This window comes from Streptomyces sp. NPDC015127, from assembly GCF_043080095.1.
Taxonomy (GTDB): domain Bacteria; phylum Actinomycetota; class Actinomycetes; order Streptomycetales; family Streptomycetaceae; genus Streptomyces.
Genome location: NZ_JBIBVE010000046.1, coordinates 1 through 15,717, shown reverse-complemented (window position 1 = coordinate 15,717; position 15,717 = coordinate 1). Strand labels below are relative to the sequence as shown.

The window sequence follows — 15,717 nt, the reverse complement described above, 5'->3', positions numbered from 1 at the left end:
ATGAGCCGACGGCTCACCCGCGAATCCACCCCGAACTGGCGCGACACATGAACCTCGGACCAAACACTTTCGCCAGGACAAAACGCTCTTTTAGAGGTCCTACCAGAAGCCGTTGACGGCCGCGACCTCCCCGGCCCCGCGCAAGAAGCGGAGTACACCTACGAGACGCTGTTGAAACGCGCCGGCGGAGGTGCCCGCGGATTCGCCGGGAAGAGTCCGCCGGTCCCCGGGACGGCCTCCGGTCGGGTTCTCGGTCGCCTGAGTCCACTTCCTGGACCCCAGATCCTGGCCATGCCCGCATCGAAGGTCTGTGCCTCACCAGCCTGGCCCGCAGTGACGTGGAAGGCCAGGGGCCATGCCTGGCCGTCGCTGGCCAGGTGGGCCTTTGTGCTCAGCCGCCGCGGGGAAGCGTCCGAGTGCATGAGTACCGGATGCGGACCGGTCTGGTGGTCCCTTTGTGCTGGCTCTCGCCGCATGTTGGTGCGCCCGGCAGACGGTGGAATCCATCCACCAGCACATCCAACCCACATCGTCGCTGGCGTTCGCCGAAGTGAGAATGTTCCTGCATGTGAGTGCTCATCACTCAAGCAGTTCGCTGATCCCATGATCGAATCTGTTTCGCAGCAAGGAGAAACAGGCTCCCCCGCTCCCTCCTCGTTGCCCTGGGCTGCCCGACTGGACAGGGGCAGCCCAGGAACCCCACTCCACCGTGCTGGCGGTCCAACCCAGATGGCGTGTGATCGGCTGCCCGAGTAGTCAATCGTCGTCGATGGGAACCTGAACCGTCTCGGAATCGAGTGATGCTCACGGACAAAGACACCTCCTCGCGGGGGGGCTGCCTTAAAGGCAATTCCCTTGCCGAGCAAAGCTGCATACCCACCTGTGCGTGTGATTTGCGAGAGGCGTGTAATCTGATGCGCCAGGCTCATGGTCCACCACGAAGCCACCCGCTTCACCCACTCCTCGGCCCGCATCCCCGTCGAGCACGGCATAGCCAAATTGAGAACTGGCGCCCCCTCACTGCACACCTGACGGACCGCAAGGAGCACGATCATTGCATTCGTCAGACCGGCTCGTCATACTACCGGGATATCCGTAGCTCCACGCGACATCGTTCCACGGATCTCGATACGTACAAGGGCCACTTCTGCGGTGCCGACCAGAACGGGCCTTCGTCGCTCCATGTGCTCAAAGCTTGAACCGGAGCACGCATGATCAGGCCGTCCCGTCTGTCCTGCGCTCATCAAGAGAGGCGGGACCTGCCGGTGGCGTTCGCATTTGTCCGTCGGCAGGCTGACCCGGTCGCCGAACCGGTGGAGGACCATCCAGGTGAGCTGAGCTCATGGCGGCACAGTAAATGGCGTTGACACGGCGCACAGTTGGAGTGCTGACTCCACGCGCTCCCGTTGGAGTGGCTATGCGAAGGCCTCCGGTGTTGTCGCCGGGCCCCGGAGGCCTTCGCGACGACAAATGGGGCGCGGGCCCCACCATCGGCGTACAGAGAAGCAGCATCGAAACGGTTCCTCGCTGACAGCAGGAGCCGAGCCGTGGGAGAGTGCAGGACGACTCATAGAGTTGAAACAAGCTCGCCTGCGGTCTTTCGTCGGTCCAGTCGCCGTCGAAGAGAGCGGCGATGAGGCGTTCGTGTTCGGCGTCGAGCTGCCGGCGCGGTGCTGGGTACGGGTATTGGCGAACCAGGGGGCCGCTCTTGACGGCGCCGCCGTCGACGGTCATCGTCTCGCGGGCCGTCGGGCAGCAGCGTTCACGGTGGAAGAATAGCTCGGGAAGCTAGACGGTCTGCCATCCAGGTGGCACGACCTCAGACCGGCGAACCCATGCGGTCACAGCGACTAGTCAACTTCTATCTGTATGTGTCCTGAGAGGGCAGAGCAGACTTTCCACTCCTTGTTCTCGAGCTTCAACTGAACTACAACTTTGCGCCCTTCCCCGATGAGAAGATTCATCGATGATGATTCCTGGCTCCCTGATGATGCGACGAATTTAACGCGATTACCTAACTCCTCTTTACTGATATCCGACCACAGGTCGTTTGCCCGTAGCCGGTCGGCATCCGCAGCACACACCCCATAGAATTCATCAAGGTTCTTTCCGCTCAGGGCCGCTGTGGCGTAGAAATCCGTCACGCGCCCTTCTGGGGAACTCCTCATTTCTCCTTCAATATCAGAGGTGCATGCGCAGCACAGGCCGGCCAAAGCCGCTGGGAGGATCCAGGAAATCCGTGTTCTCATATTCCATCCACTGGTGCTATCTGGCGATTCTATGTTGCGAGTCTGAACTCGTGCCCTGACGAGCATGGTGCGATGTGCTTCAACAGCTGATGGCTGCAGCCCGCTACAGCCGTGGCGTGGCTGCGAGCAGGAGACTGCTCGCTTCGCGGCCGCACGCTCAGCCAGTCCCCACCACGAATCCAGGTCCCGGCGCTAGGCCAAGGCCCGCTCGCCCTTCGGGGTCTGTCGTTTCTGTATGGTCAAGCTGTACCACGGGACGAGGTCGAAGGGGATAGATCATCGCAGGCAGATTTCCCCTGCCCGCTGCCGCCCAGCCGCTCACGTCAGCAGCCAAAGCCTTCCTCATTCTAGAACGTCAATACTGAAATGGCTCAAGGTTCCGCAGATCGTCAACGGGCTCCAAACCAGTCATCGAGGTCTACGGCTACTTCCAAGCGGGAACCCAGCACACGGTCGAGCACGAGGGCGCTGGCTCCGCACACCGGGCAGCTGAGGGGTCTGTCTGATTGGAAGAGAGAGGCCATCACAAGCTGTTCTGCTGGCGCTGCTGCCTGACTTGTTGAACGCCGCCCCCATCTGAGGCCAAAGTAACTGCCCCCGACGCAGAGAGACTCGAGCCGCGAGTGTCGCGTCGAGGCAGCATCACAGCGCCCCAAGCATCTTCGCCACCTGAGCGGCCACATCCACCGCCACTTCCCAGCCAATCGTGCAATTGCGAGCTGGCCTGCGTGGCGTGACATCCAGCATGTGATCACGATATCGCCCTCCCCCGGAGTACTTGCCCTCTCTTTGAGTAACGATTGCTCAGCTGGCGAGGTTTCCGCCGGACCAGGATTGATGCCCAAGCTGCTCGAAAGCCGCTCGGCTCATACCCCGCCTGATCTGCCGCATCCCCAGGGGTAAACATCCCCAGGCGTGAGCGACTCGAACCGTAGAACCGGAAAACGTCCTAGATTCCGCCAATAACCCGGAGGCATACCATGCAGCCAAGCGTTGAATTCGTTGTCAAGACCAACCAAGACCTCATGGACAGCTTCTCGCGGAGCGCCCTTGTCCGCCAGGTTTCCTCAGACATCACCGGTCCGGGCACCAAGAGTCGGATCCTCTGCCACCTCCAGCCTTGGTCGGACGCCTTCCAGAGGGTGATCGCCGCCCGCGTGGCCAGCGAAAGCGACAAGAAGCTGCGGGACTTAGCACAGGAACATATGAAAGAAGAGCTCGGCCACAATGAGCTTCTCGCGAAATCCCGAAACGGTATCGATCCGCCGGCCTGGGACCCAGTCATCGAAGCGGTGTCTTCTTGGTTCATCGACCAGATGACTGTACTCCCTGGGACTCTGAAAGCGGTCTTGGCTCACTTAGTCCTGGAAGGGTCAGGCATGGTATTCCACCAGGCAGGCGCATCCGCCTTCAAGGGAAACGAATACTTTGCGCTGCACGATGAAGCCGATCAAGAGCACCTGGAAATGGGATACAAGGTACTAGAGCACAGGAATGACTGGGAAGTCGGAGAAGTCGTTGAACTCCTGAAAAAGGGATGGACGATGATAACCCTTCTTTGCAACCGCGTGGCTGAACTTTCATCACCAGCCAGACCATCCGACCCTGCGATCTTTCAGTAATTGACGGTGGACGAGCCGTTTTTGCGGCATTCTGATACACCGCAGCTAAGGTCCAGGCGATCGCTCTAGAGAAGTCAAGGTACGACGAAAAGGGGTACAAGTGTGTCTGCCCGCGGAATCGGGGAAATTGGCGTAAGCCCGCGCTCTTTACGTGACTACCGCGCCATGTTCACCCTCACGCCGGACCAGTTGGAGGGATCTGTTCTCGACTGCCCTTCCGGATCCTCTTCTTTCGCCGCAGAGCTCCGCGGAATATGCGACGTCACCTCCGTCGACCCCATCTACTCCGGCGATCTGCATGAAGTTTCCGATATTTCACTTGCCGAGCTAGAGAGAGGCATGGCGTATTTTCGAGCCAATCCGCACTTGATCGACAAGAGCTACATCGGATCACTGGATTTATATGAAGGCTCCTTGCGTCGTGCGCGAGAGAGGTTTCTCCTTGACTTCAGAGAGAATCCGTCCCGCTACATATGCGGATCCCTCCCGCACCTGCCGCTCGAAGACGAATCCTTCGATCTCGTCTTGTCCAGCCACTTACTCTTCGTTTATCCAGACCATTTTGATTACGCCGGCCATCTGTCCGCGGTCAAGGAAATGATGAGAGTCACACGGGGCGAGCTCCGGATCCATCCGTTTGTATCCACTGCCGGGGAACCGTGGCCTCTACTCGGAAGACTCCGATCCGAACTTGAGTCACAAGGACATTATACTGAGGTCGCAGCATCTGAATACCAGTTCGTCAGGGGCGGCGGCAGTACTCTAATTGTAAAGAGAGCGTAACCACGAGCTGTGAGCCGAGGAACCGTTTCCAAAGCGCCTGATACCGCCATCCGCACGGCGGCACCCTGCTCCCGGCCGGCCAGTGATGCGGGGTGTGCCGGTCTTGGGTGCCGTCGCGCACGAACGCCCTGGTGCCCAGCCGCCGCAAATGGCCGCCAGGACGAGGGCGTGTGTGGGCCCAGAACAGTGAAGGCCCTGTGGCGAAGGAGCCGCACGTTGCGGTGGAGTGCGAGTCGGCCTCGTGGTGGGTGCCGCCGAGGAGTCAGGCGCCCGTGCACGATCCACAGCCGCGCGCCTGCGTCGGCGCGGCTTGAGTTCTAGCGGTCGTTGCAACACCCCAGCTTGAGGGGGCATGGAGTTCGAGATCCGCAAGGACCGGACGAAGCCGCAGGGCCGGAAGAAGCTGACCCGAGAACGGGCCGCATACTTCCAGCTCATGCAGCAGGGCTACAGCAACAGAGAAGCCTGCCGGATCGTCGGGATCGACGTCCGCACCGGCAAAAAGTGGCGCAACGGCGACCGTTCGCGTGGGCAGCAGGGCCGCAGACCGCTGCCTCCGGCACACAGGCCGGAAGAGGTCTGCGGCCCGTCACGGTATCTGCGTGAGGACGAACGCATCCACATCGCCGACCGGCTGCGGGAGAAAGCCGGCATCCGGCAGATCGCAGCGGAACTGGGCCGCAGCCCCTCCACTGGAATCCGCCCGGCGGGAGGTGCCTCTATGTCCTTCGTCAAGCGAGGCGAGGGGTTCGGGCTTCGTAGAAGGTGCCGTCGGGGAGCATGGCGAACAGCACGCTGATGCGGTGCCGGGCGAGCCGGAGGAGAGCCTGCGTGTGGGTCTTCCCTCTGGCGCGACATCGGTCGTAGTAGGTGCGGCGGGATCGTGCAGGGCCGCGAACGCGGACAGGAACATCGCTCTCTTCAATTGCCGGTTGCCGCCGCGGGGAGCGTGTTCGCCGTGGATCGATGTCCCCGACGACTTCGTCGTCAGGGCGAGGCCGGCGTAGGAGGCAAGATGGGCGGCGCTGGGAAAGCTAGTGCCGTCGCCGACGGTGACCAGCAGAACAGCGGCGATCCTGACCGCGACCCCAGGCATCGACGTCAGAACCTGCGAAAGAGGGTGCTCCTCCAGCAGGGTGTTGATCTGGGCTTCCAGAGCCCGGCGCTGTTCGTAGATGGCTGCGAGCGAGCGGGCCAGGGACGGCACGACGATGTCGAAGGTGCCCGTGCCCGAACGACGACGGTCTGCTCGTCCAGGGTGTCAAAGACCTCGTCGATCAACCGGGCTGCCATGCGTGGAGCCTTGGGCCGGATCACTTCGACGAGGCGGCGGCGTCCGGCTTTCCGTAAAGTGGCCGAGATCCGTAGCGTTCCAGCAGCCAGGTCACCGCCGGGTGGTCCAGGCGTGGCCCGAGGACACGCTCCAGCGACGGGTGGAACTGGGTGAGCAGGCCAACGGATGCGGTTGGAGGTGCGGGTGGCCTCGGCCGCAAGGTCCTGGTCGAAGCCGACCAGCACGGTGAGTTCGGCGGTGATCTCGTCGGTCAGTTCCAGCGAGCGCAGGGTGTGGGTCATGGTGCGGGCGGCGTCCGCGATGACCGCGGCGTCCTTCGCGTCCGTCTTCGCCTAGAGCGGGGTAAAGATCAGCGATCCGCCGCATCGCTAGCCCCGGCAGGTAGGCGACCTCGCAGCCGGCGTCGCGGGCGACGGTGAGCGCGAGGGCTCCGATGGAGGCGGGCTGGTCCGCGATCAGCAGCACGGTGCCGAATTTTTGTGGTCAGCTTGTCGAACACAGCCCCGCAGCTTCGGCTCGCTGTTGGGTAACCGCTTGTCGAAGACCTTCTTCCCTGCTGGAGTCAGCCCGTGCCCGTGGTGGGCGCTCTTGCCGACGTCCAGGCCGAGAAAGACGCCTATGTCGCTGGTGTCGAACATCGTGTTCCCCACTGTGGTGCGGTGGTGGCGCCGTACTCGCGCATCCACGTTATGCAGACCTGCCGCCGGAGATGCCGGGCGTTGCGCTCGGCGGGGCGGTGGTCGGACCTCTTATCAGCGTCTCCATCGGCACCCCTCGGGCCCGGAGGCAGCGGCCCTCTTGCAGGACCGCGAAGAAGATAACGGGGCGGGGGGCGGGCTTATCTACCGGAATGGCTGTCCTTCTCCCTCGGCCGTCTCCGCCGCAAAACCCACAACAGACAGGCACTTCAGCCACTGACTCGCGGTCTCCCACTCCTTGGAACGAACAGTCGCGTGGCGGAACAGCTTCTACTCCGCTCGCACCGACCCTTGCCGCGCGGGCGTCCAGCCTGCCTGAGCTCGCACTGGTCAACGATTCTCAGACAGCCGCCCAGCCCCCGAAGCATGCTCCTCCGTCAGGGGGATCCAAGACCTGCTCGGGAACGCCCGTGAACCGCGGTACGGCGGTACGGCGGTACGGCGGTACGGCGGTGCCGTACTACCGGCGTGCCGTCATCAGCCGCCGCTGTGATTCGTTAGCCGTGGGGGCCGCGCTTCTAGGCTGCGTGTTACCTGCGTGCTCCTCCAACTGCTGCCGATGGACATGCCTTTGCTCGCGGGCTCATCGGTCCATACCCCATCACTGTTACCGCTCGGCGGAAACGGCCGCTCCGCGGGCTTCCTCACGCTGCCGATCTCTGTCACAGTACTTGCATAACTGTGACGTCTAAACAGACGCGATCGCATAATTGTCGGCCCGGAGCGAAGGGCGTGTCAGCCGTACGCGGTTCGACCTCACCAGGTAGTCGAAAGCTGGGGCGATAATTCGTTCACTTCGTTAAGCGCGCAGTTCATTTCCATGAGTGAGCGCCCAATTTTGCTCGTGAGGAGGTAAGGGCTGCTGCTCCTATGGCGATGAGGGAGATAGTGAGCATGATCAGGATCCATGGGAGGGGTAGGTGGGAGCTGAGGAGAAAGCCACTGATGGCAGGGCCGAGAAGGTTGCCTACGGTGAAGGCGAGGATGAGAGCGCCGTTATATTGGCCGCGTAGGTGGGATGGGGCGAACTCGTTTACCATGGCGGGGATGCTGGCGGCGTAGAGAGTTTCGCCGATGGCAAGGATGGCTGGTGCAGTGATTAAAAGAAGAATGCCGATGATACGTGGGGTGTGGGCGCTGGTATATACGAGGGCGATGGGGATGGTCATGCAGGTGCATAGCGCGGTCAGCACAGTGGGGCGGGCCCGCTTGTTCACTACTGTAAGGATGGGCATTTGGGCGAGGATGACGGTGAGGGTGTTGGCAAGGTAGGCGATGCCGATGATTCGGGGGGTGACGTGGGTGTAGGTGGTGGCGTAAGCGACGAAGCCGGTGTGGAGTTGGCTAAAGGCGATGATAGAAATGGCAAGGTTGATGAGCCACAGTCGGCGGAATCTTGAGTCGCGCATGACGACGGTGAAGGATTCCAGTGGCCCTTGCGATTTGGCCTGCTCCGGGGCTGCGGCTGCTCTGCCGCGGGTAGGCACTCGCAGTACGAGGCCCGCTGCGGCGATGAACGACAGCGCGTCGATAAGGTAGAGGAGTTGGAAAATACCGGGGCTTGCCCTGCCCGCGATCACGGCGGCGGCCAAACCACCGACGCCGTAACCGATGTTCCTGAGCATGTACTGGAGCGCAAAACTCTTGTTGAGGGAGTCGGCCGGTGCGAGGTGGCCGAGCAGGGCGTTGAGGGCGGGGTAGGCGATGGATAGTCCCAGGCCCAGCAGCGCCACGGCACCAATGGCCCATCCACTGGTGGTGACTGGAGCGAGTGCGCCGGTGCCGCTGGCCGCAATGAGCAGGCCGAGGACGCTGGTGGCCCGGGCGCCGCTACGATCAGCCAGCCAGCCGCCTGCTGGGTTTCCGGCCAGGCTGACCAGGGCAGCGACCATGCTGATCGAGGCCGACAACGCCAACGGAAGCCCACGGATCGTATGGAGATATATCACCAGCATCGGTGTGGTCATCCCACTGCCCACAGCGCAGATCAGCTGAGCACTGAACAGGCCTTTAGTTCCGGCAGGTAGAACCCCATAACGCGTTTGGAAGCGGATGCGGATTCGTTCACCATGAGAAGCAGTCATACCTGCGGATTTCCTGTTCGAGGGGACCGACCGGTGATCCGCCGCGCTGTTATGGAGCGCATGCCTGCTAGAAAGCTTTGTGCAGCGCTATCGTGCGGTTCCAACGTGGGCGCCTAATAGTGCTCGCAAAGGGACTGTGCACGACTCAGCGCTGTGATGCGTTCATTTCCATCGGCGACCGATGCAAGACCACGCCAACTGTTGGCCAACTCCGGGTGGTGTGCGCCGAGCGCTCCGGTCTTGACAGCGATTGCCTTCCGGTACAATTCCGCGGCCGCCTGACGATGGCCCTCGATCGCTTGCGCGTGGGCTAGCACATGGAGGCAGTAGCCGATTTCGACGTGCTCATCACCGAGCCGATCACGATAGGTCTGCAATGCTGTCTGTGCGAGCATCAGGGCCTGTTCACCCTGTCCGCGCGCCGAGAGCACACCAGCCAGACACAGCTGATCCGCCGCGACAGCCAGCACGCTGCTTGCCTTTGCGTCATGCCGCAGCTCAAGTGCTCGGCGGGCATGATGCTCGGCGTCCTCCAGAGCACCCTGTGCCAGGCGCAGCCCTGCAAGGTTATGGTGCACTGTTGCCGCCAGCCGCTCTCCCCCTGGACGACAAGTCTCCTGCAAAGCATGACGGAGTTGCTGCTCAGCTGCCGAATGCCGGCCGTCGTATCGCAGTACTACGCCGAGAACATTCCTCACACGGGCCGCTTCCAGCCGATCCGCTAAGCGATCCTCAACGAAACGCAGCGTGTGCCTCAGCCAAACCTCCGCGACCCGATACCGGCCAGCACGCCACATCCCATCGGCAACTGCCCGCAAGGCCTGCCCATGCAGCCGGTCACACGGTCCAACCGATCGCAGCGGCCGAGTGATTGCCACCGCTCGCAACAGATCCCGCATACTGTCCCGGCCGCACCCGAGCATGCGATATGCCTCACCTCGCAACAACAGCGCATTCGCCACGTCCGGGCTATCCTCACCCAACTCTCGCGTGAGGACCCCGACGACCTCACGACTGACAGCCAGCGCCTCATTCGCTCGCGCCTCCCGCAGCAGTGCGTGCCCTTGTTGCAACTCCGCGCTCGCCCGGGCAACTTCAGCCTGGCCCACCCCTCTGCCTCCTCCACCATGCCTCGGATGGGGTGCCGGAAGATGGGTAAGCCCCCGGCACCCCACCCGAACCGCTGCAGACCGTTACTGCACCGGCTCGGCGTGGTTGGTCGTCTCAGGACCTTCCTCAGCCACGACAGTGTGCATCGAAATCATCAACTGCTCCTTCAGGTAGCGGGTGGAGCTTGTAGTGTCGGTTGCCGTGTAATCAGCCCCTGACGTGGCCCACTCTCACTCTCCCTAGGCAGGGACCACCAGAGCAATCGATGCTCAGGTCACTCCAGCAGCGGTCTAGGGTCCGTCTTCGAACGGATCTTGCCCACAGCGGGAGCGCTGCTTCGTACGGGGTGGCGGTCTTCTCGTATCGGGTTGCGATGCGTTGGAAGGCCTTGAGTCGGGTTGAAGCAGCGCTCGACGGTGTTGCGTCGGCGGTAGGTGTAGCGGTCGAAGGCCAGTGGTCGGCCGCCTTGCTGGCCGCGGTTGCGCGATGCCGGCATTGGTCGTCCTTCGTGCTCGTTGCGCAGCCTTATGCAACACGGTCTACAGTAAAGCGTGTTGCATAAGGGTGTGTCTGGGCAGGTCAGAGCCGGATTCGGGCCCGGCCTGGTCATGCGGTGAGGGCGAGGTTGTGCATGTGGGCGACGGCCTGGACCGCGTGGTGGAGGCCGCTGCCGCGCTGCCGGCAGTCGCGGAGGATCTTGTAGTGCTTCATGCGGGCGAAGGCGTGCTCGACGCGGGCCCGGACCCTGCGGTGCTGGGCGTTGTCAGCTTCCTCACCCGGCAGCAGGGCCCGGTCCGGGCGTTTGCGGTGCGGGACGACGAGTCCGGTGTTGATGTAGGCGCCGTCGCCCAGCACGGTCACGCCCTGGCAGTGCCGGGCCAGGCCGGAGTCCCGCCACGCCTTCGCATCCGCGGTGGTGCCCGGCACCGGCCGGGCCAACGGCGACCACCAGCTTCGCGTCGGCGTCGATGATGACCCGCACGTCCGCCGAGAACCGGTAGTTGCGTGAGGAGGCACCGACCTTCCGGTCGCGGACCGGGACCAGGGTGCCGTCCACAATCCACAACCGCTCGACCGTGTTGACGGGCCGGGATGCCGGCTCGATGGCCAGCAGTGGCCGCAGCCACTGAATGACGCGGCACACAGTCGCCGACGAGCAGCCGAACAGCGGCCCGAGCTGCCGCATGGAGAGGTTCGTCCCGGTAGTAGACGGCCACCAGCAGCACCCGGTCCGCCAGCGGCAGGCACCACGGCCGGCCACCACCAGGACCGTCTCCGCCCCGCTCCCGCACCACCTTCACCAGCCGCTCGAACTGCCGCATCCGCAACCCTGTGAACGTCTCCACCCACAACGGCTCAGCCCTCAACACCCCACCCATACAGGAGAAATGCCCGCCTGAAAGCCCTCTGCACTTTACTGATCGTTTCAGAATGAGGTTCGGAGTCGCCTCAAACAGATGATGCTGCAGGCGAGTTGAAGCAGGCTGAGGTGGAGATCGGCGCGTATCTCGTAGCGGATCCGCAGCCGCTTGAACTGGTGGAGCCACGCGAAGGTCCGCTCGACCACCCAGCGGGTCCTGCCCAAACCCGAGCCGTGGGCGGTGCCCTTGCGGGCGATCTTCGGTGTGATGCCTCGGGCGCGGAGGAGGCGGCGGTACATGTCGTAGTCGTAGCCGCGGTCGGCGAACAGCCGGCCCGGTCGGTGTCGCGGCCGCCCGCGGACCCCTCGGATGGGGGGTATCGCGTGCAGCAGGGGCATCAGCTGAGTGACGTCGTGCCGGGTTTCCGCTGGTCAGCGAGACGGCCAACGGGGTGCCGTGCCGGTCGGTGATCAGGTGGTGCTTGCTGCCCGGGCGCGCGCGGTCGACCGGCGAAGGTCCGGTGTGAGCCCCCCTTTGAGGGCCCGGACATGGGAGCCGTCGACGGCCGCGTCGTGTCCACCCGAGCGTGCGATGGTTCACGGGTCGAGCCAGATGACTGTGCTGGTCTGGGTGATGGCGGTGAGGTGGCGGCCGGCTGTTTCTCGTAACGGGTGGCGATGCCGCGTGGCTGCTTGGGGCGGTGGAAGCAGCGTTCGACGACGTTGCGAGTGCGGTAGACGGCCTTGTCGAAGCCGTATGGCCGTTCACGGTGTCGGCGCCGGCCCGCGAGTTGGTCCACGCGTTCCGGGGATGGCCGCCTTGATTCCGCGTCTGCGCAGGCAGGCGCGGAAGGAGCGGGCCGAGTAGCCCTTGTCCGCCACCACCTGATCCGGCCGGACGCGGGTCCGTCCCGGCCCGGGCCGCGTGACACGGATGCGGTCGATGACCGCCTCGGCCTGCGTGCAGTCGTCGCGGGTACCGGCCGTGACCGTGACAGACAGCGGTCGCCCCCGTCGCAGGCCAGGGGGATCTTGCTGGTCAGCCCGCTATGGGAGCGCCCGAGTCCTCCTTCCTCAACCCCCCTTGATCTGGGCTCCGGGCAGGAGCCGGCCGAAGGTGCCGTCGGCCGCCCAGCGGGCAAAGCGTCCGCGCACCGTCTGCCAGAGCCCGAACCGCTCGGGCAGATCCCTCCAGGGCACACCGGTCCGGAACGTGAACAAGATGCCCTCGAGAACCCGGCGGTGATCTACTGGTTGGCGTCGGCCGGTCAGTCCCTATGTGCCCCTCAAGCAGAGTTCCAGGCCAGCTGCTTCAACGGCCAGTCGTGGGGCGGCGCGCCCCGACATTCTCCGTACAGAAGTTGAGTGCCAAATACTCTTCAGCCCCTCCAACTCCACAGTGAATATGGCGGTGCCCGCGTCCTGTACCAGCGCCCGGGCGGTTCGCGAGCTGCGCTTCGCCGCTGGCCTCAGGGGAGGCAACTGGAGGAACCTCGATGGCGCCCATTCCGTTCTCCTGTGCTGGCTTCGAAGAGATGAAGACGATGCTCGCACCGCGCCGCGAGCAGGATCTCCGCACGCTACAACACATACGGCGCTCTAAAGCCACTGGCTTCTGGGATCCTTCAGCGGATTCGATCCCTACCCAGCCACCCGAACTGCTCGCCGGAACCCTATCGGAGCGCATCTTCCAGGTGCTGCTGCGCGCGGAATTCGGCCTTACCGAGTAGCTGTCCTCGATTGGTCGCAACCATGCACTCACCTCGCCTCATAGCTGTCGGAGCAGTCGCTCCGTTGCTGTTCGTCTCAAGCTGCTCATCACCGCCGGAGCCCGAGGAATTCAGGGGACCAAGCGTCCCGCCTGCAGCCTCTCCACGGAAAGACACTGCCCAGAACACAAAACCGGCGAAGGAGACTCCTGCTGAGCAGGTGCGCAAGGTCGTACTGTCGGCTTCCGACTGGGGATATCCCGAAAGGGTGTCCGAACGAAGTGATGCTCGATGGCACGAGTACGAGGATGCACCCCCTGACTGTGGAGGGAACCAGAGGGAAAACAGTCATGCTTCCATGACCTTCGAGCGGGAGGTCCTTGCCGACGAAAGCACCGCGAAGAGTCTGGCGTGGGTGAGTTCGGCAGCCTTCTCGTGGAACAGCAGCAGAGCCGCCGAGGCTGCTGTCAAGTACTTCGAGATCTTACTCAAGTGCCACAAGACCGGCTACGCGAGAAACCCCAACGGGGCCGTGGCGTATCGCGCAGATTTCATCTCCGGAGGGCCAACTACAGCTATTCCAGGCGCTTCCCTTGCACGCGAGATGACAGCGCACTTCACGTACACGCCATCTCCAGATGAGGATTTCACGCGCACAGCCCGCGAATACACCATCGTTTTCACTCAGGGAAACATTTCTGCCAGAGTCAGAGCTGTCTACTCGAACGCGGCCGATGCGTCTCGTGTGGAGAAGCAGGCACTGAATGCCGCCAGGAGAATGTCCGCCAAACTCACCTCCTCGGCGCTGGCTGACCAGGATCTCCCTCGATGACGACGACCTTGCGTCCCACGGCATGCGGCCGTAGTAGGCATGGATCGCGCAGGAATTGCCGTCATCGAACGCATGGAGGCCAGGGAGCCGAAGGGCACACTGTAGGTGACGTCCTGCTGTGCGAATCGGGGCTTTCTGCCGTGTCGGCTAGTATCTTCACCGAAAGGACTGCTGGGATCGCACCCCGAGGTGTCAGTCTCCGGAGTGATCAAACCACTGCGGAGATCATTCCGTTAAGGGTTCCAACACTCCACTCATCGACCCCGCCTTGAAAACCTCAGCCCTAGTCCGCAGAGCCTCTGTCCAGCCGGGCGGTCAGCGACTGAGGCACGCCGCCCTGCGAGTCACAGCCTCTGCGAGTGGCATCTCCACAGATTCCCTCGAGTAGCTTACGAGGAGATATGGGCACTGCGTCGGCCGGAGAGAACCCAATGTCGCTAAACTATGCGAATCCATGCCTTGTAAAGGAAAGCGTTGTTGTTATTGAATTCGAAGGCCGGGAGCCAGCCAGACTGTGTATTAACCCACTCTGCATCGGTGGCGAGCAGGTCGTCATTACCGAGCCGTGCACCTATCCCAGCATTCATGGCATACTTCATTTTACTCACCCTTTCCTGCGGGCTGCTCTGATGGAAGTCCTCCCAGTAGTTCCCCATGGCCTCCCTGAGGCTGGTTACTTGCGCGCTTCCCAGATCTGGATCGACATCTTCCTCAATCAGCGTGACAACAATCAGTGAGCCATTGGGAGTATATGAGGTAATGAGGTGCTGTGGAACCGACCGGTAGTCGTCGTCGACATTGTTATCCCACCAGGACTTTCTTATTAGTGTAACTTCGGAGGTCCCATTGGGGCGGCCAATGAACACTGCAAAATAAGGACTGTCTCCACCTTCTTCGCTCGTTGCCGCATATGCCTTGAATTCTTCAAATCGCGCACCTCCGGCGGCAGCAGCGGGAGAAGCGCTCAAGGGAAGTGCTGCGATGGCGATCAGGCCGACAGTGATAGAGGTAGTGATCTTACCGCGGAGTGGAACGCCAGAATTCATTAGTGACACTCTCCTTCTCGTCTGCAGACGCTGGAGCTGGGGGAATAAACCTAAAGGCAGCAGGAGTCTGAAGAAAGAGTAAGCAGTACCCATCTCGGGCTCCTTGCCGGGAACGTCACAAAAGTGCCGATGATTCCCAGACCGCATCCTGCGGCGAACTGAGGGGCACTCAATGCCGCAGAAGCGGGGAACAGGGACGAGGTAGCTGACGTTCCGGGAGACGCCTCAGCCACAGCTTCACCGGCGCTACGCGCCGCTCCAGCGGTCGGAGGGGGAAACACCAGCCAACAGGCAAGGATCTGAATAGTCGTGCCGCAGTCATTTGCCGGTGCCGAGTACGTGGTGTTCGCTACGTCCGGGGTCGTCACTCTCGCTCGATCGTCTGGGAGGTCCTCGCCCATCACCCGATCAGTGGCCAACCGACTCGAGGAGCTCGATGGCTGCCAGTCGGCGTCTGCCCTTGAGTGGCTCAACAAGCAGTCTCGATTAGCACATCCATGTCCGCCATCCTGATCGCGACGGAGGTGCTGGGTCGGACTTTGCCGGACTGGCCTGCTCGTATGCGGGAGGACGGCGGGTCAGTCACTCGCATGGTCACACGAAAGGTGCCCGCCGAGGGGCGCGCGTCAGCCAGCAGATAGACCACTGGCATGAGTCTCGTAGTGCCGGTTGCCCACGTCCCTCCGCTGCCACCACGTCGTCGTCAGTGAACCTCTTTCATCCTGAATGCGTGCAGGTCATGAGGGTGTGGACGGCCTGGACGATGGTGCCGATGCGGCGGGTGGAGCATCTGGCCCGCCGGAGCAGTCGCCAGGTCTTCAGCTGTGCGAAGGCACGTTCTCCAGGAGCCCGCAGCCGGGCGTGATCACGGTTGAACTCCTGGTAGTGCTCGGGTTGTTCGCGGTGGTGGTAGTAGGGGGTGCGAACGGT

9 protein-coding genes and 5 pseudogenes are annotated in these 15,717 nt (G+C 62.7%); 5 read left to right on the top strand and 9 right to left on the bottom strand.

Annotated features, from left to right (window positions below):
• Positions 1–1,850 precede the first annotated feature (1,850 nt).
• A complete protein-coding gene (locus tag ACF08N_RS36680; RefSeq protein WP_392329058.1) occupies positions 1,851–2,144 on the bottom strand; it encodes a hypothetical protein in 294 nt (97 codons plus the stop codon).
• 1,130 nt (positions 2,145–3,274) lie between these two features.
• Between ACF08N_RS36680 and ACF08N_RS36675 the strand changes: the two genes are divergently transcribed.
• The 3 genes and pseudogenes from ACF08N_RS36675 to ACF08N_RS36665 form a co-directional block, all read left to right on the top strand.
• Positions 3,275–3,871: a hypothetical protein gene (locus ACF08N_RS36675; RefSeq protein ID WP_392329057.1), complete on the top strand. Its 597-nt coding sequence runs from the start codon at positions 3,275–3,277 to the stop codon at positions 3,869–3,871.
• A 165-nt stretch (positions 3,872–4,036) separates the two neighbouring features.
• Entirely contained in the window at positions 4,037–4,654 is a 618-nt protein-coding gene (locus ACF08N_RS36670; RefSeq protein WP_392329056.1) for a methyltransferase domain-containing protein, read from the top strand.
• Between the two features lie 352 nt (positions 4,655–5,006).
• Positions 5,007–5,348 (top strand): annotated as a pseudogene (locus tag ACF08N_RS36665) (helix-turn-helix domain-containing protein); the annotation flags it as partial.
• A gap of 37 nt (positions 5,349–5,385) precedes the next feature.
• Here the strand turns inward: ACF08N_RS36665 and ACF08N_RS36660 are convergent.
• From ACF08N_RS36660 to ACF08N_RS36635, 6 genes and pseudogenes are all read right to left on the bottom strand, one after another.
• Positions 5,386–6,586 (bottom strand): annotated as a pseudogene (locus ACF08N_RS36660) (IS110 family transposase).
• Between the two features lie 872 nt (positions 6,587–7,458).
• Positions 7,459–8,730 carry an MFS transporter gene (locus tag ACF08N_RS36655; RefSeq protein WP_392329055.1) on the bottom strand — a complete coding sequence of 424 codons (1,272 nt, stop codon included), beginning with the start codon at positions 8,728–8,730 and terminating at the stop codon, positions 7,459–7,461.
• Between the two features lie 113 nt (positions 8,731–8,843).
• Positions 8,844–9,839, bottom strand: a complete 996-nt coding sequence (locus tag ACF08N_RS36650) for a tetratricopeptide repeat protein (RefSeq protein ID WP_392329054.1) — start codon at positions 9,837–9,839, stop codon at positions 8,844–8,846.
• 607 nt (positions 9,840–10,446) lie between these two features.
• Positions 10,447–11,219: pseudogene (locus ACF08N_RS36645) on the bottom strand (transposase family protein).
• Positions 11,220–11,266: 47 nt separating this feature from the next.
• Positions 11,267–11,770, bottom strand: a pseudogene (locus ACF08N_RS36640) (IS5 family transposase); the annotation flags it as partial.
• A gap of 27 nt (positions 11,771–11,797) precedes the next feature.
• A pseudogene (locus ACF08N_RS36635) lies at positions 11,798–12,472 on the bottom strand (IS5 family transposase).
• Positions 12,473–12,696: 224 nt separating this feature from the next.
• Between ACF08N_RS36635 and ACF08N_RS36630 the strand changes: the two are divergent.
• Positions 12,697–12,930: a hypothetical protein gene (locus ACF08N_RS36630; RefSeq protein ID WP_392329053.1), complete on the top strand. Its 234-nt coding sequence runs from the start codon at positions 12,697–12,699 to the stop codon at positions 12,928–12,930.
• Between the two features lie 337 nt (positions 12,931–13,267).
• Positions 13,268–13,741 carry a hypothetical protein gene (locus ACF08N_RS36625; protein ID WP_392329052.1) on the top strand — a complete coding sequence of 158 codons (474 nt, stop codon included), beginning with the start codon at positions 13,268–13,270 and terminating at the stop codon, positions 13,739–13,741.
• 437 nt (positions 13,742–14,178) lie between these two features.
• Here the strand turns inward: ACF08N_RS36625 and ACF08N_RS36620 are convergent, their stop codons facing one another.
• Positions 14,179–14,880, bottom strand: coding sequence for a hypothetical protein (locus ACF08N_RS36620; protein ID WP_392329051.1), 702 nt, complete (start codon positions 14,878–14,880; stop codon positions 14,179–14,181).
• Between the two features lie 624 nt (positions 14,881–15,504).
• Positions 15,505–15,717 (bottom strand): transposase family protein (locus ACF08N_RS36615; RefSeq protein ID WP_392329050.1); only part of this gene is annotated, 213 nt, incomplete at its 5' end.